17 protein-coding genes, 1 pseudogene and 1 riboswitch are annotated in these 22,085 nt (G+C 43.5%); of the genes and pseudogenes, 3 read left to right on the top strand and 15 right to left on the bottom strand.

The window, feature by feature from the left end; all coding sequences use genetic code 11:
• The 3 genes from infB to rimP form a co-directional block, all read right to left on the bottom strand.
• Window positions 1-2,660 (bottom strand): translation initiation factor IF-2 (infB, locus tag QVP94_RS10465; RefSeq protein WP_288213243.1); only part of this gene is annotated, 2,660 nt, incomplete at its 3' end.
• 20 nt (window positions 2,661-2,680) lie between these two features.
• Window positions 2,681-3,946 (bottom strand): transcription termination factor NusA, encoded by a 1,266-nt coding sequence (gene nusA / locus QVP94_RS10460; RefSeq protein ID WP_005859396.1) that lies wholly within the window; start codon window positions 3,944-3,946, stop codon window positions 2,681-2,683.
• A gap of 4 nt (window positions 3,947-3,950) precedes the next feature.
• A complete protein-coding gene (rimP, locus tag QVP94_RS10455) occupies window positions 3,951-4,418 on the bottom strand; it encodes a ribosome assembly cofactor RimP (RefSeq protein WP_005859398.1) in 468 nt (155 codons plus the stop codon).
• 237 nt (window positions 4,419-4,655) lie between these two features.
• A riboswitch (TPP riboswitch) is annotated at window positions 4,656-4,766 on the top strand.
• A gap of 42 nt (window positions 4,767-4,808) precedes the next feature.
• Between rimP and QVP94_RS10450 the strand changes: the two genes are divergently transcribed.
• Genes QVP94_RS10450 through QVP94_RS10440 form a run of 3 tightly spaced genes read left to right on the top strand, consistent with a single transcriptional unit; the run spans window position 4,809 to window position 8,292 of the window.
• The gene (locus tag QVP94_RS10450) at window positions 4,809-7,007 is read left to right on the top strand and encodes a TonB-dependent receptor (RefSeq protein ID WP_005859402.1); all 2,199 of its coding nucleotides are present in this window, start codon (window positions 4,809-4,811) and stop codon (window positions 7,005-7,007) included.
• Between the two features lie 20 nt (window positions 7,008-7,027).
• The gene (gene pnuC, locus QVP94_RS10445; protein ID WP_005859404.1) at window positions 7,028-7,615 is read left to right on the top strand and encodes a nicotinamide riboside transporter PnuC; all 588 of its coding nucleotides are present in this window, start codon (window positions 7,028-7,030) and stop codon (window positions 7,613-7,615) included.
• Between the two features lie 17 nt (window positions 7,616-7,632).
• Window positions 7,633-8,292 carry a thiamine diphosphokinase gene (locus tag QVP94_RS10440; protein WP_005859406.1) on the top strand — a complete coding sequence of 220 codons (660 nt, stop codon included), beginning with the start codon at window positions 7,633-7,635 and terminating at the stop codon, window positions 8,290-8,292.
• A gap of 80 nt (window positions 8,293-8,372) precedes the next feature.
• Here the strand turns inward: QVP94_RS10440 and QVP94_RS10435 are convergent, their stop codons facing one another.
• The 12 genes and pseudogenes from QVP94_RS10435 to QVP94_RS10380 all read right to left on the bottom strand — a co-directional run.
• Window positions 8,373-8,720 carry a hypothetical protein gene (locus QVP94_RS10435; RefSeq protein WP_005859408.1) on the bottom strand — a complete coding sequence of 116 codons (348 nt, stop codon included), beginning with the start codon at window positions 8,718-8,720 and terminating at the stop codon, window positions 8,373-8,375.
• A gap of 84 nt (window positions 8,721-8,804) precedes the next feature.
• Complete coding sequence (locus QVP94_RS10430; RefSeq protein WP_005859410.1) at window positions 8,805-10,289, bottom strand: DUF3868 domain-containing protein; 1,485 nt, start codon at window positions 10,287-10,289, stop codon at window positions 8,805-8,807.
• 8 nt (window positions 10,290-10,297) lie between these two features.
• Window positions 10,298-10,855, bottom strand: a complete 558-nt coding sequence (locus tag QVP94_RS10425) for a DUF3575 domain-containing protein (RefSeq protein WP_005859412.1) — start codon at window positions 10,853-10,855, stop codon at window positions 10,298-10,300.
• A 42-nt stretch (window positions 10,856-10,897) separates the two neighbouring features.
• A complete protein-coding gene (locus QVP94_RS10420) occupies window positions 10,898-11,185 on the bottom strand; it encodes an HU family DNA-binding protein (RefSeq protein WP_005859414.1) in 288 nt (95 codons plus the stop codon).
• Between the two features lie 222 nt (window positions 11,186-11,407).
• Entirely contained in the window at window positions 11,408-11,989 is a 582-nt protein-coding gene (locus tag QVP94_RS10415) for a PD-(D/E)XK nuclease family transposase (RefSeq protein ID WP_022192557.1), read from the bottom strand.
• 476 nt (window positions 11,990-12,465) lie between these two features.
• Window positions 12,466-15,207, bottom strand: coding sequence for a DUF4906 domain-containing protein (locus tag QVP94_RS10410; protein WP_229033865.1), 2,742 nt, complete (start codon window positions 15,205-15,207; stop codon window positions 12,466-12,468).
• 36 nt (window positions 15,208-15,243) lie between these two features.
• Entirely contained in the window at window positions 15,244-16,173 is a 930-nt protein-coding gene (locus tag QVP94_RS10405; protein WP_005859420.1) for a fimbrial protein, read from the bottom strand.
• A gap of 31 nt (window positions 16,174-16,204) precedes the next feature.
• Window positions 16,205-17,308: a hypothetical protein gene (locus tag QVP94_RS10400; RefSeq protein ID WP_005859422.1), complete on the bottom strand. Its 1,104-nt coding sequence runs from the start codon at window positions 17,306-17,308 to the stop codon at window positions 16,205-16,207.
• Window positions 17,309-17,561: 253 nt separating this feature from the next.
• Complete coding sequence (locus tag QVP94_RS10395; protein WP_022192556.1) at window positions 17,562-19,094, bottom strand: fimbrial protein; 1,533 nt, start codon at window positions 19,092-19,094, stop codon at window positions 17,562-17,564.
• Window positions 19,095-19,148: 54 nt separating this feature from the next.
• Window positions 19,149-20,276 (bottom strand): fimbrial protein, encoded by a 1,128-nt coding sequence (locus tag QVP94_RS10390; RefSeq protein WP_005859427.1) that lies wholly within the window; start codon window positions 20,274-20,276, stop codon window positions 19,149-19,151.
• A gap of 41 nt (window positions 20,277-20,317) precedes the next feature.
• Window positions 20,318-21,229 (bottom strand): FimB/Mfa2 family fimbrial subunit, encoded by a 912-nt coding sequence (locus tag QVP94_RS10385; RefSeq protein ID WP_005859428.1) that lies wholly within the window; start codon window positions 21,227-21,229, stop codon window positions 20,318-20,320.
• Between the two features lie 42 nt (window positions 21,230-21,271).
• A pseudogene (locus tag QVP94_RS10380) lies at window positions 21,272-22,085 on the bottom strand (fimbrial protein); the annotation flags it as partial.

Below are 22,085 nucleotides of genomic sequence, written 5' to 3'. Positions count from 1 at the left end.
ACCTGCTGAACTTCCACATAAGCGGTAATCTCCTCCTTGATCTCCGGAGAAAGCATGCCTTCCATAGCGCTCTTCACCTCCTCGATCGCATCGTAGATGATAGAATACAAACGGATCTCCACACCTTCCTTCTCGGCGTTTCTACGTGCTTGCAAAGACGGACGAACTTGGAATCCGATAATGATAGCGTTCGAAGCCGCTGCCAAAACCACATCCGACTCGGAAATCTGGCCAACCGCCTTGTGAATTACGTTTACCTGAATCTCCTCGGTAGACAAACGGATCAAGGAGTCGGACAAAGCCTCTACGGAACCATCCACATCACCCTTCACGATCACGTTCAACTCTTGGAAGTTACCCACGGCGATACGACGTCCGATATCATCCAAAGTAAGCATCTTCTGCGTACGAAGACCTAACTCACGCTGCAATTGCTCACGACGGTTAGCTATCTCACGCGCCTCTTGCTCAGTCTCCAATACATTAAATGTATCACCGGCCTGAGGAGCACCATTCAAACCGAGGATCAATACCGGCTCGGAAGGACCGGCCTTCTCCACCCGTTGATTACGCTCGTTGAACATCGCCTTGATACGTCCTTGATGAGTTCCCGCCAAAACGATATCTCCCATCTTCAACGTACCGTTCTCCACCAATATGGTAGATACATAGCCACGTCCCTTGTCCAAAGAAGACTCGATGATAGAACCAACCGCACGTTTTTTCGGATTCGCTTTCAAATCCAACAGGTCGGCCTCCAACAAGACCTTCTCCAACAACTCCTCGACACCGATACCTTTCTTAGCGGAGATCTCCTGACTCTGGTACTTACCCCCCCAGTCTTCCACCAAGTAATTCATATTCGCCAACTCCTCCTTGATCTTCTCAGGATTAGCATGTGGCTTATCGATTTTATTAATAGCGAAAACAATAGGAACACCGGCAGCCGAAGCGTGATTAATCGCCTCGATCGTCTGAGGCATCACGTTATCATCAGCGGCCACGATAATAATCGCGATATCCGTCACCTTTGCGCCACGGGCACGCATAGCGGTAAACGCCTCATGACCCGGAGTATCCAAGAACGTGATACGGCGGCCATTCTGCAACTTCACGTTGTAGGCTCCGATATGCTGCGTGATACCACCGGCCTCACCGGCGATTACGTTCGCGCTACGGATATTATCCAATAAAGAAGTCTTACCATGGTCAACGTGTCCCATCACCGTTACGATAGGCGGACGGGCTACCCAATCCTCCTCGTTATCATCTTCCTCATCAGCGTTGATCGCCTCGACAACATCCGCGCTTACATATTCAGTCTTATAACCGAACTCCTCAGCCACAATATTGATCGTCTCCGCATCCAGGCGCTGATTGATCGAAACCATAAGGCCGATGCTCATGCAAGTACCAATAACCTCCGTTACAGATACGTCCATCATGTTCGCCAAGTCGTTGGCCGTAACGAACTCGGTCAGCTTCAATACCTTGCTTTCCAGTTCTTCCTGTTCCATCAACTCGTGCTCACGTTTCACAGCGGCGTCACGTTTATCACGACGGTATTTAGCCCCCTTATTATTCTTATTATTCTTGTTGGTCAAGCGAGCCAAAGTCTCCTTGATCTGCTTTTGAACATCCTCTTCACTAACTTCCGCTTTCACCGGCTTCTTCAAGCGAGGCTTACGGTCGTTATTCGGACGATCGTCACGATTCGGGCGCGGATAATTCGTACCCGGCGTATTATTCACGTCTACCCGATCTTTCTTGATACGTTTACGCTTCTTCTTAGCGTCACCTTCCTCACCCGGTTTAGCAGGAGCGTTCGGTTTAATCAAAGTCGGCGAATTCGGACTCTTATGAGGAGCGCCCGGACCGTTGCTATTATTACCCGGCCGATTGTTATTAAACTTTTGCTTCTCATCACGCTCTTTCCGCTTCTCCTCCTTCGTTTTCTTTTTCGGACGAGTCGATTGGTTAAGCGCATCCAAGTCAATCTTACCGGTTACCTTGATCTTTGACTCCAATTTAACCGAGTTCAAACGGAAAAGATTATCATCCTTTTCCTCGGTCTTCTCTACTTCCTGTTCCGGTTTCACACTTTCCACCTTAGGTTCCGCAACAACCGGTTGCTTCTCTACGGTTTTTTCTTTTTCCACTTCCACTACTATAACTTTTTCTTCTTTTTTCTCCGTGGGAGCCTGCGCAGGCTGCGCGGGTTTAACAGGAGCTTGAGCAGCGGGAGCGGCAGGCGCTTCCTTCACTTTCGGCTCTTCCTTTACCTTAGGCTCTTCTTTCACCTTAGGCTCCTCTTTAGCCTTCGGCTCTTCCTGCTGTTTTTTATGTTGTCCACCATCCAAATCAATATGACCCTTCATTACGATCTTAGGTCTGAATTCTTCCGGTATCACTGTCTTTATTTCCGCGGTCTTCTCTTCTTTCACAGAAGGAACCTCTTTCCGCATACGATCCGCCGCAAAATTACGATCTTTCTCTGGCAGATCCTTTCCAAACTCTTTTACGAGCAAAGCATACTGTTCATCACTGATCCTCGTGTTGGGATTATCCTCAACCGAGAACCCATTCCGGTGCAGGAACTCAACCACCGTGTTGATTCCCACGTTCAATTTTCTCTGTACTTGAATTAATTTTATAGGCATATCTAACTTTGTCGTAATACTTATTCGTTACCTTCATCTTCAAATTCCGCAGATAAGATAGCTAAAAGATCGTCCACGGTCTGTTCTTCCAGATCGGCACGTTCAATAATCTCATTGCGGTCCATAGCAAGGACACTCTTCGCCGTATAGCATCCTATATTCTTCAGTGCGTCGATCACCCAGCTGTCGATCTCGTCGGAGAACTCATCCAAGTAGATATCCTCCTCGTCCGCTCCTTCGATATCACGGAATACGTCAATCGTATACTCAGTCAACATACAAGCCAACTTAATATTCAGACCGCCCTTACCGATCGCTAAAGAAACCTCCTCCGGACGTAGATAAACCTCAGCTTTCTTTTCCTCCTCATTCACACGGATAGAAGAGATCTTAGCCGGGCTTAAGGCACGCTGGATAAACAAAGAGAGATTTGAGGTGTAATTAATCACATCAATGTTCTCGTTTCTCAACTCGCGAACGATTCCGTGGATACGAGAGCCTTTCATACCTACGCAAGCGCCTACCGGATCAATACGGTCATCGTATGACTCGACAGCCACCTTGGCACGCTCTCCCGGGATGCGGGCGATCGCCTTGATCGTAATCAAGCCGTCATTAATCTCCGGAACCTCCAACTCAAACAACCGTTGCAAGAAGACCTTATCCGTACGGGAAAGAAGGATCTTCGGGTTGTTATTATAGTTATCCACACGTTGAACGATCGCACGTACGGTCTCTCCCTTACGATAGAAATCGGTCGGGATTTGCTCGGATTTCGGCAGTAGCAACTCATTACCATCGTCATCCAGCAACAGGATTTCTTTCTTCCACACCTGATAAACCTCAGCGGCGATGATGTGGCCGATTTTATCCTTATACTTAGCGTACAAGCTGTCTTTCTGCAATTCAAGTATCTTTGAAGCCAAAGTTTGGCGCAAGTTTAAGATCGCACGGCGTCCGAAGTCTGCGAAATGCACCTCGTCGGTCACTTCCTCGCCCACCTCACAGTCGGCATCGATTTTACGGGCCTCCGTCAACGTAAGCTGCAAGTTCTCATCCTCCAATTCATCATCAGCCACAACCGTACGGTTTCTCCATATCTCGAAATCACCTTTCTCAGGGTTGATAATCACGTCATAGTTCTCATCCGTGCCAAACATCTTGGCGATCACGTTACGGAACGAATCTTCCAAAACGCTAATCATCGTATCTTTATCGATATTCTTCAACTCCTTGAACTCCGCAAGGGTGTCAATCATACTGATTGTTTCCTCTTTCTTGGCCATAATCTTACTTGAATCTTATTAAGTATTTTGTATATTTTATTTCATCAAATGTATACGACTCATCCTCCACCACAGTCACCTTCCGCTTAGCGCCTTCCGGTTTCACCTTCTTCTCGACAGAGACAACCACACCGTTCTCGTCGGCAGATTTCAACACACCGGTCAGCTTCGAGCCGTTTTTCAACAGCATCTCCACCTCGTTTCCGATGTTCTTGACGTATTGGCGAAGTACCTTGAAAGGAGAAGTAATGCCGGCGGAGCCAACCTCCAGCTCATAATCCTCGACGTCACGATCCAGATGCTCCTCCAAATACCGGCTCAACTCGGCGCAATCATCAATGCTTACCGCTTCATCGTTATCAATTTCAACGACTATCAGGTTTCCCGGTTTAATCACCACGTCTACTAAATAATTGCTTGAAGAGGCTAGTTTTTCCTCTATTAATTGGCTTACCACTTTCTTTTCTATCATACACATATCTGTTAAGAACAAAAGAAGGGGACTACCCGCCCCCTCCTCAACTTCACTTAATCGCCCGCAAATATACAAAAAATCAATGAGTTCTCAAAATATCCTCATCTTTTTACAGAAAAAATTAATACGACACAAACCGGATTACTATCCATAGTAATCAGAATTAATATCTATAGAAATCCGATTTACTATTGACAGTAATATTTATTAACACTTTTATGCCTATCTTTGCTGCCGAATACGAAGGGGTGCTCGCAAAATCCTTCACGAAAGGAGCGGGCTGAGATCATACCCATAGAACCTGTACAGGTAATGCTGTCGTAGGGATTCATGCTTCTCCGATCCTTTCTATTCATCTATTTAGTTTTAAAGCAAAAAGATGAAAAGATGAAAAATGTATTGGTTATCTTGGCCGGCTCCTTACTGGCTACAACCGTCAAGGCACAAATGCCCAGTCCGGTCGACTCCTTGAAAATCTCAAAAGACGTATCTTTGGATGAAGTAGTTATTACCGCTACCAAAGTCGGGAAAGAAACCCCGGTAGCTTATAGCGACATCTCCAAACAAGAGCTAAGCAGCCGGAACAACGGGCAAGGTATCCCATTCCTTATCTCCCAATCCCCGTCTGTTATCATGACCTCGGATGCCGGAACAGGTATAGGTTACTCCGGTTTTCGTATCCGGGGTACAGACGCGAACCGTATCAATATCACGATCAATGGCGTACCGGTTAATGACTCCGAGTCTCATACCGTATTCTGGGCTAATATGGCCGATATAGCCTCCTCGGTAGAATCGATCCAGATCCAACGAGGTGCCGGAACCTCTACGAACGGAGCCGCGGCTTTTGGCGCTACGGTCGCCATGCAGACCGAGAAACCGTCCTTAAAGCCTTACGGCGAATATTCCGTATCAGCAGGTTCTTTCGGTACGCTGAAGCATACGGTAAAAGGCGGTACCGGATTACTTTACGATCATTTCGCTTTCGACGTCCGCTACTCCAATATCCGTAGCGACGGCTTTATCGATCGTGCCTCCGCCCGTATGAGCTCTTACTATGCCTCCGCCGCTTTCTATGCCGATAATACATTGATTAAATTCCAAGCCTTCGGGAACAGCGAGAAGACCTATCAAGCATGGAACGGTGTTCCGTCTTATTTACTTGACACAGATCGTAGCTATAATCCATGCGGAGAATATGAGGAAGATGGAGTGAAGAAGTTTTATAACAATCAGACGGATAATTATTGGCAACACAACTACCATTTAATGGCCAGCCAGCGTATCGGAGATTTCTGGAATATGAACCTGACCCTTCATTACACCGATGGTAACGGATATTACGAGGATTATAAATCGAAAGCCAAATTCAGCAGTTATAAACTACCGGAATATATCGATCCGGAGGGTAATACCGTAAAAAAGACGGACCTTGTGCGCCGTAAATGGCTCGACAATTATTTCTATGGAGCCGTTTATAGCGCGAACTATCAACATGACAACACCCGCCTTACGCTGGGAACCGCCGTCAACAACTACGTAGGCGACCATTTTGGCCGGGTAATGTGGACCAAAAGCGCAAACGTCTTGCCACAACCGGATTACGAATATTACCGCAATACCGGTAAGAAATTAGACTACAACGCATACGCAAAATTGACCCAACGTCTTTCCCCTCTTTTCACCGGCTATCTGGACTTACAATACCGTGGGATCCATTACACCATTAAGGGAAACGATGACAAAGCCGAGGAAGAGCTGGACATTCATAAGAACTGGAACTTCTTCAACCCGAAAGCCGGTATAAACTTCCATAACAACGGCCATAACGCATTCGTCTCTTTCTCCGTCGCAAACCGGGAACCGAACCGTGACAATTTCACGGAGGCAGGCCCCGAAGAACGTCCTACCCACGAGACCTTATATGATTACGAGGCCGGTTATAGTTTTGGTAACAACCGTTTCCGGGTTGGAGCCAATCTCTATTTCATGGATTACAACAACCAATTGATCCTGACCGGCAAGATCAGCGAGATCGGTGAGGCCCTCACTTCCAATATAAAGGATAGCTACCGAATGGGCATCGAGCTTACCGGAGGTGTACAAATCACCTCTTGGCTGAATTGGAACGCGAACGTAACCCTCAGCCAAAATAAAATCAAGCATTTCGTGGAATACGTGGATAACTGGGATACCGGAGTACAAGAGATCAACGATCTAGGTACAACGAATATCGCTTTCTCCCCAGACCTAATCGCAAACAGCATGTTCGATTTCGCTTACAAAGGATTTATCGCTAGTTTCAACTCGCAAGTAGTAGGCCGCCAATACATAGACAATTCAAGCAGCAAGGATCGTTCCATCGATCCCTACTTTATCAATAGCCTACGTATCGGTTACGCCTTCCAGCCTAAGTTCATGAAAGAAATAACCCTAGACGTGACTATCAACAACCTCTTCAACGAGAAGTACGAGACCAACGCATGGGTATACTCTTATATCGAAAACGACACACGTAAAAAGGATGACGGTTATTTCACCCAAGCCGGCACGAACGCCATGGCCAGGATCACCTTCAAATTCTAACTTAATTTTCAATTACTAAAATGGTTTGGCTAGAATACTTCGGAGTAATAACCGGTCTACTCTATCTCTTTCTAGAGATTAAACAACATAAGGCCATGTGGGTGGTGGGATTCCTCACCTCCCTCGTGTATGTATTTGTCTTCCTGTCCGCTAAGATCTATGCGGACATGGGATTGCAAACCTATTACGTAGGAATCAGCATATACGGTTTCTATCAATGGACCCGGAAGAAACATGAGATACACACGGAAAACGACAGTCTTCCCTCCGACTGTATCCTATACACCCATCTGAGCCTTCCGCTTTTCGTGGGGATTATCGGAACATTGGCCGTTGTATTCGCCATCTTATGGTATCTCCTTCATCAATTCACGGACTCTCCCATCCCCGTAGGCGATGCGTTCACCACGTCGGTAGGCATTGTCGCTACTTGGATGCTGGCAAGGCGAATTATCGAGCATTGGATTTTTTGGGTAATCGTAAACCTCGTTTCCGTATATCTTTATTACCTTCGGGGCTTGTATCCGACGATGCTACTCTATTTTTGCTATGCGACACTAGCCATAGTAGGCTATTACAATTGGCGGAAGAAAGGGGAAGAGTTTTGAATTATGAATTTTGAATTATGGGAGATAATATGGAAAGTCTGGAAGGAGGATGTGTGATCGTAGCGAATGGGAGATTTCCTTCCGCTGAGTTACCCTTGAGATTATTAAAGGAAGCGAAAACGATTATCGCTTGTGATGGAGCCGTAAAGACACTTTATGAAAAGGGTATTCATCCGGACGCTATCGTAGGAGACTTGGACAGCATACCCGCCGGCCTGCGCGAACGCTACGCAGACCGAATCCATCATGTAGAGGACCAAGAGATCAACGACCTCACCAAATCCGTCCGTTTCGCCCATACCCAAGGCTATCGAGAAGTTCTTATATTAGGTGCTACCGGATTGCGTGAGGATCATACATTGGGAAATATATCCCTTCTTATGGACTATGCCCACTTATTCAAGCGGGTGGAGATGTTATCCGACTATGGCCTTTTCACTCCTATCTTAGAAACAACAACCTTCGCTTCTTATCCGGGACAACAAATCTCCATTTTCGTTCTTTATCCCGAAGGGGAGATTAGTACGGAAGGACTCCGTTGGCCCATTCGCCGACGAAAGCTCACCTCATGGTGGCAAGGAACTCTCAACGAGGCTTTGGGAGACCAATTCACTGTCACTCTCTCCCCGGATTGCCGGGTAATCATTTACAGGGAGGCATCCCATACAAAAGAATAGTCCTGAAAAGTATCACTACTTTCCAGGACCCTTACACCCCTCAACTTTACATGCTTAAATAAGAAGCGTTCGCTTCCTTATCAAGCAGATAATTTTTTTAACTCATTCTCTTTCCATTCGGAAAAACCTTCTACCCTATCCCTTATCTGGAACTGTAGCTTATCGTCGGCAACCAACTTCAGCACAGCCGTGGGAGAAAGCGGCAAATACATATCATTCACGGCGAAAAAAGCTTTCAGTAAGACCACATCATAGTCGCTGCGGATCACTTCTTTCTTTAATACAACCGGTACCTCCATCTGAGTCAGATAATAGGCTGAACGTTCGTATGCGCACCAAGCATCTCCTTCCAGATACAGATAGACACTGTTTGGATTATCTACCTCATGAGGCAGAACCAACTCTACTACATCTGATGCTTGTTCCATATAAAAGAAATTATTATTAATATTTGTCTTCATGACATTTACAAATTAAGTGCCTTCTGCCCTATACCTAGGGAGGAATAGCTATCATTTTACAGCGTTGAAACTATCAAATACCGCATTATCCTCTATTTTCTTGCGCAATTCCTCTAAATTTATCGCCGCGGCCTTTACACCCATATCCTGAGCCTGCTTCAATAGGGTCTCCGCTTCTGTCAAATCACCGGTCAACATACTTAACACTCCTTTTGCGTGAACCGCCTCCGGAGCGTTCCCCGCCTTCGCCAAATAGTTCTTAGCGGAAGCATAATCACCCTTGCCCATAGCGATATTCGCAGCGTTAAGATTCGCTACCGGATCATTCGGGAACATACGGACAGCAATATCAAATACATTATCATATTCGTCACTACCGATCTCATAGCTGTTAGCCACCGCGAACATCTCCCCTAAACTTAGCTGTTGCGGACGAGTCTTGATGATCTCACGCCCCTCATCCACCGTAAACTCACGCACCGTATAATCAATCTTATATTCCGAACGACGTAACGAAGGGAAAATATCTTTCAACACATAACGGAAAGCGGCGCCACCACCCAAGGCACGTAACTTAGCCTCCTTGCGATCCGGATCATCCGAGCTATCGATAATCGCCAATACCTCGCTACGATTCGGCACATTCGGATCGGCCTCTACCTTTTCCTTAAAACCGACCCAATCTTCCGGTTCCGAGCTCATCGTGAAAAAATCAGCCTTGAAGTCATTCTTCTGGCGGATATAGTCACGTAACGCTTTGACACGATTATCCGCCAATTTCTTATTACTAGCGTAAGAGCCTTCCGGTGAGGCATATCCTTTCAGTACGATACCTGTCGGTTTCACGTTCTTATCCTCTGTAACGGTACGGATCGTATTATTGATCTTCGCCAACTCCACCGCATTATTACGGAAATCAGGAAGAATCTGATATTTACCCACTTGGAAGTCCAAGAAAGCCGTACCAACTTCCGCACGATGCTTCTCCGTCTCTGCCATCGGCGTGATATAAGAGAATGTAGGCTGAACCTCATAGCGCTTATCCGGACGACGACGAATCTTGTCCGCGATCAATAACGGACTACCGGCCTCTTCCTTACCGCAACCGCATAGATTCGGGTCTAACACGACACGTGCGTCTTTCATCCAATCCTCAAAAGGCACGGCGGTTTTATAACTTACCACTTGATCTTCCTTCCCGGCTTTCAAGATAGTATAATGAGGTACGTCGTTCAAATTATCCAAGGCGACCTCACGATTATATACTTTCTGGCGGATACGTCCGTTCACCAAAATAGAAGGAAGCCCCTCTTTTTGCGAAGCCGATTCCAAGACGGGGGTCAGTTCCAAATAGCTACGGGATTTCACCGCATCGCTACTTACCGTCACCACGGCATCGATATATACCGAGTCGCCCTTCTGTACCACGTCGTTACAAATCACTTTAACCCCATCCGAGGCAGTCTGTCCCATGATTGCCGGAGACACGACGGCCATCATAGCCGCCATCATATATGCATTTATCTTCTTGTTCATCGCTTGGGTCATTTAATAAAGTAAATAATAGAAATAGCGGCTTTCGTAACCCCGAAATAATCTTTCGTATCACTTTTCAATACGGTTCCGCAAGTGGCACAAGGATATTTATCATAATCCAGATGCGCCCAACCAATACCCAACACGGCTTCCATGCTCCACCGATCGCTTAACAACCACTGATAACCATAAGAGAGTCCAGCGCCATACAAATTACCTTGATAACGGTGATTCTCCATATTCTTGCTCAAGAACTTTAGGCCTCCAACATTGTAATCCGCATAATGCGCATGCAAGCCGAAGAAATGTCCATTAAACTTCTCACACAACCAATAACGAGCTTCTGGTTGTACCAGCCAATGTTTCATACGAGCCTCATCACCAAACTTCCATCCATTATAGTTGCCGGATAGATCCAGCGACCATTTTTTAGCCAAGCCAACCTCTACGCCCAAGTTGATCGTAGCAGTCGCATCATAGAGCAAGTTCGACTTCACCGCGAACTTCTGGCCGTAAACGCCTGTCGTAGCTACCAAGAGCAGGACTAGGAAAAGAATTCTCTTCATATCGAATATTTTTTCGTTTTTATTATACATACGTGAATGCCTTCACTTCGACGAGCTCACATTCAACTGTTTAAGTAATAATTTACCGGGCTTAAACTTCACGCTTTTACGAGCTCTTATCATATAAGCCACCCCATTCTTAGGATTTCTGCCGATCCGTTCGGTTTGTTCCCAAGCGGAGAACGTCCCAAAGCCCAATAGCATCAAAGAACCATCACTTTCCAAAGCCTCTGTCGTAGTCTCTTCCCAAGCTTGAACAAAGCGCATCGCCTCCGCTTGCGTAACCGACAATTTATCAGCCAATGTTTTCACGAGTTCTCTCCTATTCATCCCTTTCACTTTTAATTTGCATCACAAAAATAGATTATAACATTTCTTAGCACGATAGGTGTGAGTTTCAACTTTAAAGGGTAAACCTACCAACTATCCTTGATTGATAAGAACACCTATTCATTTCAAAGAAGGTGATAGGAACACCGACACTTTATAAAGACAGCAAGGGGCAGACTTGTGTAAGCCTGCCCCTTAGCTGTTATACCATATCATCCACATCTAACACTTAATCTCTTCCTTGCGAATGAGATTCTCCAGATCGTTTATCTCCTCCAAGGAAAGCCCCGTACATTGGGCGATCACAGAGGGATCCAAGCCGATTCTTTTTAAGTTCAAAGCGGTACGTAAAGTAATCAAGCGGCTACCTCTCACCTCACCTTTTGCCTCAGCATTCTCCACCGCATACTCCATCGTCGCCTTCCAATCCCGGTAGATCTTCAGGTTCTCGTCGTAGATGGCACGCTCCTGCGGGGTGAGGGCACCCAAGTTCGTCACGTCCAGCAAACGGCGGAAGTGGGCCTCTTTCTCCTTTAAGGGAGACATATCAAACAGGTTCATATTCTTCAGTACATAAATTGTTTTTTCTAACGGAGTAACGCACTCCTCGTAACGCAAATCGAATCGTTCGAAAGAGACATAGATCTGTTTCAGCCGAATCCGCCCTGTTTGCTCATTTGCCAGAACCACGTCCGTTCGCCATGAAGGGAACTCGGGAAGGCTGAAGTTCAAAAGGTAGATTCCATATACCGGGAGCAGGTCGTATTTCCACTCCGGGCCCTTCTCTCCTTGACGGGAGATCATACGGCAAATATAGTAAAAACTGCATCACCTCACGCTCGTCGTACAAGGCGGCCTTGAAGCCACTATCCAACATGATATTCACGTAATGTTCCATAGTTCGTATGGGTTTTGATTGATTAATACTTGACAACGTATCTATGCCGTAAAGGTAAGGACTATTTTCCGAATAAAAAATCTTGTCTAGATAAAATAAGCCATTCATAACACCAACTGTACAATTGGGCATCATAAGCGGTTGTGAATGGGCATTCTTACACTGTTATACCCCAGCCGTAAGCCTATTTTTTTCTTGCGTATTTGGAGGCTAGCCGTAAATTGGGCGGAAAAAAGGATTCTCCGGGAGTTAAGGATACAAAGTGTTAGATTGATTTCAGTTAAATAGAGAGAGACACAGCATGATGCTGTGTCTCTACAATTAGATATATATTAAAACCGTTTTTCGCAGCAATTGATTCTACTTTTTCTGGATTTTAATTCTATTTGTAATTATCTTTTACACAACGGATAAATCCAGTATATCCAGTCTTCTCCACTAAAGAAATATGTTCGTTAGCAAGCAACCGATAAGCATGTTGTCCGGATTTTCCATTTTTAGCAATGCCACTATATGAAGTACGAGCAAAAACGGTTTGGCCTTTTAAGCCATTAAATTCATTTTTCTTATATGATCCATATGCACTCGCATCAGTTCCAACTAGATAAATAACAGACAATTCCGCTTGATTCGGCATACGCCAACCATGCTCATTCATTATACGATTACATGGATTCGTAAGATTTGTTTTTGCCTTCCATGTTCCACCAACTTGATTGCTTGACACACTTCCCCTAACAATACAAAAAGACTTATAAACCCTGTTTATATCATTATCACGTTCATTATGTGGGTCCAATTCATTCATGGAAGGAGCCGGTTTTAATGAATTTGCATTCAAATAGTCAAACGTAACAGTAAGTGCCTTAGGATCAACAGAAGATATTTTGAAAAGCGTTTCAGGTGCCTTTTTTCTATCTAAATTATTCTCATCCATTCCTTTCATATTCAAATCTCGTATACACCGATAGTTTCGTATCTTTCCTGTCGTATGACTATCATCATTACCTATTGTAATTCCTTCTTCTGCCCAAAACACAACTTTGCCATCATTATTACTTGGTATATAATGATATTTAGCTGGAATATTTTTAGCAAAACCCTCTTTTACCCAATCATCTATATTAAAAAGTGAAGATTCCGCAGATAAAGACGAGCGCCCCAGCCATAAAGATATATATTGCCCAGAAGAGGCCAAATACCATTTTTTCTCTTTTGAGTCTATCACTCCATCCCCATTCTCATCTCGATTTCGTTGCAAACAAGCATAATACGCATTTTTATAATCGTCCTTCATCTGATTAGAGTTACTTTCTTTTGAATAATCCAAAAAAGTGCTCCAACCTTTACCACTAAAGTCTGGTAGATTTAAACGGCCATAAGCAATATCCTTGATTTTACTTGGATTAGTTGTTGTATTTAATAATCCGGTCTCGTTTATAGTCTCAATCCCCCAAGCGTTATAATCTTCTCCTTTGTTTAAATCATATATTGTCTGGATAGAATGTTGTTTAATCACGAACGAGGCATCTGAAGTAAGAGTACTATTTCCTCCAGATGTCTGTTTCTGTGTTTTATCCATAATAAAGAATTCACGATCAAGTGTATTAACAAACTCTGGCCACATTATACTTTGATAATAATACTCATTCACAAAACAAACAAACTCGATAGCTCCCTCATTTGTGGGAGCTAGAAGAGAATTCTCTCCTTTTGCCCATTTATTCAACTCAGTCAATAATTCTTCAACAGAAAGCAATTCACTCACGTGCTTCTCATCAGGATATTTATAGGTTTCTTCTACAGGCACATCTTTTAGAGATTTAAAAGAAACCCAATTTTTTGACTCCTCCTTTAATTCCGAGAATTCTGTTAATTGGAAATTAGTCAGAGGATCTTTTACGTAAACTCTCAAATCTGTAGTTTTAAAATCCGATTTATGAAACGTTATTTTTCTTGCCTCAAAATGAGCGTCTAATTGAATTGATTTTCCTTCTCCCGAAACCGTTACATCTCCTTCTTGCCGCCAAACATTATTATCGGTAGCTGTAACTTCCGTTTTTATACTTTCAACTCCTTCTATCTGAATATTATATGTATAATTCATATTACGCTTTGTTGAAAAATCTTTATGATCAACCTTATCGCTACTCCCCGCTCCTAAACCTAAATGAATACAATATACAACTTCCGCACTCGTTTCTTTTCCGTCTGTATCTTTTGCGTAGTAAGAACCTTTCAATAATACGTACGTAGCCGGCTTATCGACATATGTGAACACTCTTCCTTCCGGGGGTGAATTTCTTAAAGACCCTTTCGATAATTTTTCACGATCATCCGCAGAATTACAACCCTCTTTTCCATTAGCTATATTTTCAGGCATATAAAAAGTAAAAAATCCTTCATCTCTTGAGATTGTCAATTCCTGAGTTGAATAAGAAACAATCTCTTCTGAAGTAGAACCTTCCCATACATTTACCTTTTTAGGAACTTCACAAACTTGGTAACTTTTCAATTTAAATTCCCGGCCATCTGCCACTTCAATTTTAAAAGTCACCTTAGCCGCTACTCGCTTTAAGTAAATTTTGCCTTTCTCAACCAATGTCCCATCCACTTTGACAGTACAATAATCTTTTGTATCATCCTCATTATTCCATAATCCACTTACCAATGAGGTAGTATTCGCAAACTGGACCGCTTTATCTCCTCCAACTTCCGCTAAAAGAGAAGTCAAATCAGATTTTGAAGGATGATTATTTCCCAACCACGACTCTAATCTTTCCGAAAGTCCCGGAAACATATCATAATCCACATTTCCTATCGCAAAAATCCGTTGTTCTCCGGACAAGGTAGAGAAAGATATGGTAGATCCGGAAAGTTCCGTATACTTTTGAGCGGTTATAAACTCATCATTATCCTTTTTAAAGGAAAACACATATAAATCAGCAACACCACTATCAGAAAAAGCCTTTGTCTCAATCTTACCGCTCATAGGAATCGTCACAGATAATTTCACCACCGTAGGGATACCTTCTTCTACTTCTGTTCTTTGAGCCAGATACTCATCGTTTGTGCAAGCGCTTAGGATTAATAATCCTAATAAAAACATAATATATTGTTTCATCATCTTGATTTTTTAGCCATTAGACATACTTTCTATTTATTCAAAAGGGTCAAGAGCGACATTCTCGTTCCCAACCTCTTCTAAAATCCATTCTATTTCCGTAGAAGGTTCATATAGACCTTTTATCTCGTAATAGTTGCCCTTTATAAACTTATTGGCAGGAAAAGAAAAACTTTTTATCTCTGACCCATTTTGTTGTACACTCAATAGAATATTTTTATTCGCGTCACTAATTTCATACGTATAGAACGTCGTCGGCTTATCTTCCGAAGGGTAAGTCAATGCCTCGAAAACTCCATTTTCCACAGAAGAGGTATTAAAAATAGCGACTTGCGAACTAGCATTTAAGCCTTCCACATTTATTAATGAGAATTGATCGTTAATCAAGTCATTGTTATTCTTATTATAGATCCCTTTATATTCTATTTTAGCACTTAGCTGAATCAATAAGACTCTAATAGCTTCATTAGTCCCATTATATTTTAAAGTAGTATTCGATTTTCCTATTTTCACCAACTGAGAAGATTGAAAAGATGTTGTTTGTATTGTTTTTGAGGTATAATCAGCATAGGTAGCACAGTCGTTAAATAATGAATTATCCGCATTTGCCACAACCAACACCGACACCGCTTTATCTTCCTTGCCGAATGTACGCACACCAACCAACCCCAATTCATAACCCGATAGATTATCGATAGCTTTCATATCTCCCATATTCGCAAAATCCTGAAAATGGATACGATTTCCATCCGTGTCAAAAACAGCCACATGGCAATTCTGAATCATGATTTCCTCTGTAGTGGCATATTTGTAATTAGGAGCCGAAGCCTTCGTCTGTATATCCCCCATCAATAAAACTAAAGACATATCTAAAGTCTGAGAATCTATCGGCTCTTCGGAGGAGCAGGCAGATAATCCACCCAATAAGCCCAACGTCAACATAAATAAAATTACTTTCAATCTCATAGCTCAATATTTTTATTTATTACCCTATTATTTAAAATGTAAACTCAAATTCATGATCCTTATCAAAAATCCAATCCTGTGTCACACACTGCACCGTTACATCAACAGTAGCATTCCTAAGCGTCACCTCTAACTTATACAGATAACCAGCCCATACAGCTATACTAGGATCAGAAGTCTCACTCAAACGGGACTTTATCGGGAAGCTACAACTTCCTGTTTCTCCATTATTATACACATAATCAATCTTCAATGTTGTTGGCTGACTAGATGAGGTATTTTCATAGCTATACAAACGTTCTGTAGTGCCATTAACGGATTGCATTCCGTATAATTTCTCACCAGAAGAAACCTCACCCGCTACTTGACCTATAGTCTTAGAATTCAGCAAAGATAAACCTTTGATTTCCACATTATCATACTCAGTCCCATCAGACTTTAGAATCTTAAACTGCTGCAACATGATAGCCGCCGTACGTTGGATAAGTTTTACCTCGACAGGCGTATTAGCGGGTTGATCCAAACCCAGAATCTTCTCGGATATGTTCACGTAGACACCTCCTTTATTATCCGGGTAGGTTCCTCCATCTCCCTTTGCTATTTCAGTTTCCCCTACTTTTACAAAAACATTAGGAACCTCAACCAAGGTCTTACCCTTTAAATCCGCATAAGAAATCTGGCTAGCTGAAGCTAAGCCAGATCTGGATACGGACGCTGCCGCATTCGCGATTACCACGATCTTGAGATCCGTACGCTCTGATTTATCTTTTGGAATCTTAAAAATTAGGGATTCGCTTATCGATCCGTTCGAGGAATAATAAGAAGTTAAAAAGTCCCCTACATTCTTAGTCTTGGAATCATACTTAAAGATAGCGATGTAACAATCAGAAACAGATCTCTCATCCTTCGTCATATTCTCCTCAGTTCCGTCAGTTGGCCCAGTAAGTTCAGAGCTTTTCGTAGTAACATTCGAATTCCTTACAAGGAGAGAGAGATCTAATGAGGCATAAAGCTCTGTGGCATCGATACCTGCAGGTCCTTTCGTATCCACACCACTCAAAATATCGTCTTCCATGGAGCAAGACACTCCGATGCAAAGGAAGCATAATAATGCTAGTATATTCTTTATTTTCATAATGGATTGAATTTTTCTCTTGTTTTACACTAGCAAAATTAGAGGAATCCATTATTCGGCACGATAGGCGTAACTTTCAACTTTAAGGGGTAAAACTAGCATATTGAATATAGGCATTTGAGGGTGTGGCTAAAGCTATCTTAGGCGATAGGGATACCTATGCAGGGCGCAAATCCATCCATCATAGGACAAAAAACGGAGTCCGGAAATTCCGAACCCCGTTCTCGCTATTAATCGTTATGAAAGAGTTTTATCAATTCACGTCTGTCTCAGTTTGCGTGATGAGTGTCCAAGGCTCAACCTTAATGCTAAAACTGATACAAGCGTTCAACTCGCTTGTGTCGGGATCCTTAGAGCCTTCACCGGTTATCGTAGCGTATATCTTATAGATGGTATTACGTTGTACACCAATAATGCCACTAGTCGCATCTTGCTTAATTGGTATACGGTAGTAGCGATCTCTTTTAACCATATCATTACCGAGTCCTTCCGTTTTTCCATTTGGATACCAATTGCCCCGAAGAATTAACATGGTCTGTATCATTCCAGATAGAGAATCACCGTTATTCGGATCATCTGCAAACATCTGTTTATTCCCCCTCATTTCAAACACATAAAATTGAGGCATCTCTTTATGTCCATATTCATCACCACTAACCGTTTGATCATCAAAAGAGAACCAACTGTCACCATTATAATTTATGGAACCATCGCCGTTCAAATTAGAAGAATGACTATGACCCGTCATTTTGATGTCTACCCCTCCATCCATTGTCCAATGTAAAGAAGCTACATCATTCTTACCTTTCACTAAGAAATAGTCATCCCGCTTATAGCTACAACCATGAGAATATGTGGTAGCATTGTCCAAACTATACGGTTTTGCGTCAGCATAGATAAGAGAAGTATTGCTAGCGTTCGCAATATATACATGTGTCAACTCAAATGACGCATCAGCATAATTGTTCTTGAAGTCGCAATCAATAGCTTGAAGTTGGACACGGGCTACATGGCGGGTTAATGGGATTTTATCAGCAGATAGAATATTTGCCGGATCATAAGAGGAACCATTTTCAGTCCATTCTGCCGCTTCACTTTTTTTCTCAATCTCATTATGTGCTGCACCTACTGTCGCATTGTTTGTATATATAATAGAAGGGGCCGTAGATCCTTTCACCCAGTTATCATACTTTGTCCCAGCAAGCAACTGATGCTCACCTCCACCAATCGTAACTATCTGGCTGAACATCGGCACATACGTTTGCGTAACACCTGGCGCTGGATGCACATGCGTAAAATCAACGAGATCTTCAAGTTCGGCAGTTTTCACATCCCCCAAATTAGAAGGAGGCGTAGCAAGTTTCGTATTCGCTAAAAAGACCACCGCCAATTGCGTATCAGAAAGTTCGCCGGCCGCCGTAGCTTTTACCTTAACGACAATATCTTCAATAGTCTTTACGGAATTACCATCAGTAGAGGATACCGTCTTCATTGCGGCGAATTTGTATGCATCCTCGTTCTCCCCATTGTCTACATAAAACAAATAGGCGGTTAGTTCATTAATAAATTGCTCGTTATTACTGCCAGATTCTAGCACAGCATCACCGCCCTCTTTCGTTGCACCTTTTGTCTGTATCCCATCCAAAGCCGTAGCGGTAAGAGAGACATTCGCATCTATCATCTGATAGTTCTCTTCCGGTATCTCGATGCCATTCGAGCTATCGTCCGAGCAGGAGGCAAAAGTGCATGCGGCGAAAGAGGCTAATAATAAATGTCTTAGTTTCATATCCTTTTGTTTTTTCTTGTTTATACTAAATTTCATTCCCTATGATTCCATTACTTAGTCTATTACCGGATGCTGCATTACCGGGCCCCAGCCTACTACCTGCACGGCTATATTCAAGTTGGTATCTACCTCGGGTTCCGGATCCGGACCTGGGCCCGGGTCTGGCGTTACGGGAATATTGTCGAAACTTTCGCCGTCAAAATAAATACGGAGACGGTAAACGTAGTTGCGACGGATGAAATTATGATCATAGCCGTTCTGCAAGCCACCCGCATTGATCACCGCCGTGAAGATTTTCGTATGGTCTTGATAACTGGAATTCCCCTGCAAGGTAGCTTTTACGGCGATCATCGTGTGATCGTCGCTTTTCATATTTTCCATTACATAATGAACGAATGGCGTATTGGATATCGAAGCGCCATCATTTACCAACAGATCCTCGAACGAGGTATCCTCCGAATTTCGCACGGCATCGGGAGCCTCTGTCTCTCCCCAATCCGCCTCACTGAAATAGTAAGACTTTGTCTTCATATTGTAGATACCTACCGCATCGATTCGCACCTCACGTCCGGCGAACGGCGTTCCGGCAAAACGAGTGGATATATTCACCAAATCAATACGTGCGGCTACACGGGTCAAAAGGATCGGGTCGGAGATGCCATCCACATTCTGATCGCCAAGATCCGTATATCCTAAATAGTTATCTTCCTCAGATAAAGCGGATTTTGTAACGATCACTTGACTACTCATCGTTAGGTTCGTTTGCGATTGCGAGGAGAGGTCTACCAAGCGAGTCTGGAACTCATCGTAGGTAGAAATGGTAGATAATAAATCTCTCGGCACGTTCGCCAAGACAATGATCCGTGCCCGGACAGCCTTCGTTGTCGGCACATCGGCTATTATGGCGGAATGTTCCGCCCCGGAAAGAGCCTCCCATTTATAACCGAGCAGTTCCGTGCCGGTCTCATTAAATACTACCACTGCCAAATTATTGATATAAGCCTCACCCTCCAACTCATTCACGTCATTGGGGTTATAGGCTTTCGTAGCCGTACCGGACGCCTTGACAGCGACGGACAGCTTAGCGCCTTCTAAGGAAAGAACCGGATCCTCATCTTTAGAACAACTCACACAAGCGAGAATCGCCAAACCGGATAAAAATATGTTCGCTAATAATTTCATGTTCGTATCGTATTTCTTAATTATATATGATGAGGTACCCTTTAATGCATCGGAATATCTTCTTCCACTACTCCCCAAGGACGAACGGTTGCCCGGACGGATAAGGTTCCGCCCTCACCCCATTCAAGGATCAGATGGGTATTCTCTCCCGCGCTCGTATAAATAGGATCACCGTTCTCGTCTACCTTGGCCGAGCCTAACGAGACTCCATTGGCGCTTATCGACACAGCCATATCCTGTCCCGGACAAGCGGTTTGCATAGTAGGGGTTATCCATTCAACCCCGGACTCGTTCCACGCACCTTCCGGATTATAATATACGCTATCGCCAATCTGCGTACCACGGTAATCAAAACCACTTAATGTATTATTCAAGTAGAAGTCGCAATCCACGGAACTTCTCAACCCCATCCTGCCGAGTTGCTCTTGCAACCCTCGGGTCTCGATCGTGACCGTACCCACTTTCGGACGAATCACGATCTCAGTCTCCTTCGCTACGCCTCCGGCTTTTGTCAACACTTGTTCGCTACCATAATAAAGGCTGTCCGGGGTAACTGCCAAACCATCTTGGCTTTTCAACATCACTTTCAAGTCCTCTATGGTCTGGGCCTCCGATACGGATTGCTTTTCACCCAAGGCATTCACGTTGCCCCATGCCACGATACGTAAACTACGATCGGCGGTATAGCCATCCAAAACAATCTCATTGCGAGAACGGATAAAGTTCTTATCCAAGCGACGTTTCTCCAAGTAATTCAGATTCTCGTCGAATATATACAGATCGGTAGATTCCATCCATCCGTATTCCGTTATATCGTCTCCCTTGATATTCTCGACCTTCAGTTTGAGCGTATAGCATTGATCCAAATCCTCCTTGATGCAGCTAGTCGCTATAATAGCGAACAAAGCCACAACCAAGAGAAGCAATTCCTTTGTAAACAGTATGTGTTTCATAATCCTAATTTTTTCTTATCAATTATTTTACCCTATATTGCTTTATTCTACTTCCTCATGGATAGTCTTCACGTTCCATGGCTCCACTTTCACGGATGCGCTCACATTGGTGGAGATCATCGGGTCGTATGGGATCTCGGAACCGGGGCCGATAATCGTTAAAGAGATCTCGTATTTGTAGTTACGTTGGACGTAAAACTTACTCCTTTTTTCCGTGCCATCAATCGTCACTTCTTCTCCGACAGGAATCGCATAATAACAATTCTCTTTCGTAATAGATTCTTTCGCACCTTGCGGGAGATAGGTATAATCACCTTTTACGATCAATAAGGTATGGTTGGCATAAGCCTCATTGACGTTAGATTCACCGGACTTCACCTCACCCTTTGTATTCTCGTAAACATAAAATTCATGATTCAAAGCCTCATCACTTGTTGTATTTTCTTGAACTAACATCTCTTTTAACGCCTGAGCCCCTTTCTTGTAAGAACCTTCGTCAATATTCTCTGAAAACTCTCGACCAACCATATATTTTAAATATCCAAGAGCCGGATCTGTAAAATCAATTATTTTCTCTATCGCTCCCCACTCTTCTTTAGAAGCCACACTTGAAACACCTTTAGCGCTAGCGATAAAGACCTCCTTTAAAAGGAAGGATACACTTTTATAATTTGCGTTTTCCGGATTGCTTGTCTCTACTTTTTTTAAAGCGATCGAAGCGACATTACGAACCAAAGGAACGGGGCCTCCCCCACAAATTTCCTTACCTGAAGTCTCATTTATCGTTATTATATCACCAATATTCTTAGCATAACCGATATAATTGATGGTATTGGCTATTAACGTTACGGTAAAC

Source organism: Parabacteroides sp. CAG:2 (assembly GCF_000436315.1).
GTDB lineage: Bacteria > Bacteroidota > Bacteroidia > Bacteroidales > Tannerellaceae > Parabacteroides > Parabacteroides distasonis.
The sequence above is the reverse complement of the archived record's forward strand: the minus strand, read 5'-3'. Positions and strand labels throughout refer to the sequence as shown.

Coding starts and splice junctions, on each gene's coding strand:
- nusA (WP_005859396.1), bottom strand. CDS start 3,946: ATGGCCAAGAAAGAGGAAACAATCAGTATGATTGACACCCTTGCGGAG.
- rimP (WP_005859398.1), bottom strand. CDS start 4,418: ATGATAGAAAAGAAAGTGGTAAGCCAATTAATAGAGGAAAAACTAGCC.
- QVP94_RS10450 (WP_005859402.1), top strand. CDS start 4,809: ATGAAAAATGTATTGGTTATCTTGGCCGGCTCCTTACTGGCTACAACC.
- pnuC (WP_005859404.1), top strand. CDS start 7,028: ATGGTTTGGCTAGAATACTTCGGAGTAATAACCGGTCTACTCTATCTC.
- QVP94_RS10440 (WP_005859406.1), top strand. CDS start 7,633: ATGGGAGATAATATGGAAAGTCTGGAAGGAGGATGTGTGATCGTAGCG.
- QVP94_RS10435 (WP_005859408.1), bottom strand. CDS start 8,720: ATGGAACAAGCATCAGATGTAGTAGAGTTGGTTCTGCCTCATGAGGTA.
- QVP94_RS10430 (WP_005859410.1), bottom strand. CDS start 10,289: ATGAACAAGAAGATAAATGCATATATGATGGCGGCTATGATGGCCGTC.
- QVP94_RS10425 (WP_005859412.1), bottom strand. CDS start 10,855: ATGAAGAGAATTCTTTTCCTAGTCCTGCTCTTGGTAGCTACGACAGGC.
- QVP94_RS10420 (WP_005859414.1), bottom strand. CDS start 11,185: ATGAATAGGAGAGAACTCGTGAAAACATTGGCTGATAAATTGTCGGTT.
- QVP94_RS10415 (WP_022192557.1), bottom strand. CDS start 11,989: ATGATCTCCCGTCAAGGAGAGAAGGGCCCGGAGTGGAAATACGACCTG.
- QVP94_RS10410 (WP_229033865.1), bottom strand. CDS start 15,207: ATGAAACAATATATTATGTTTTTATTAGGATTATTAATCCTAAGCGCT.
- QVP94_RS10405 (WP_005859420.1), bottom strand. CDS start 16,173: ATGAGATTGAAAGTAATTTTATTTATGTTGACGTTGGGCTTATTGGGT.
- QVP94_RS10400 (WP_005859422.1), bottom strand. CDS start 17,308: ATGAAAATAAAGAATATACTAGCATTATTATGCTTCCTTTGCATCGGA.
- QVP94_RS10395 (WP_022192556.1), bottom strand. CDS start 19,094: ATGAAACTAAGACATTTATTATTAGCCTCTTTCGCCGCATGCACTTTT.
- QVP94_RS10390 (WP_005859427.1), bottom strand. CDS start 20,276: ATGAAATTATTAGCGAACATATTTTTATCCGGTTTGGCGATTCTCGCT.
- QVP94_RS10385 (WP_005859428.1), bottom strand. CDS start 21,229: ATGAAACACATACTGTTTACAAAGGAATTGCTTCTCTTGGTTGTGGCT.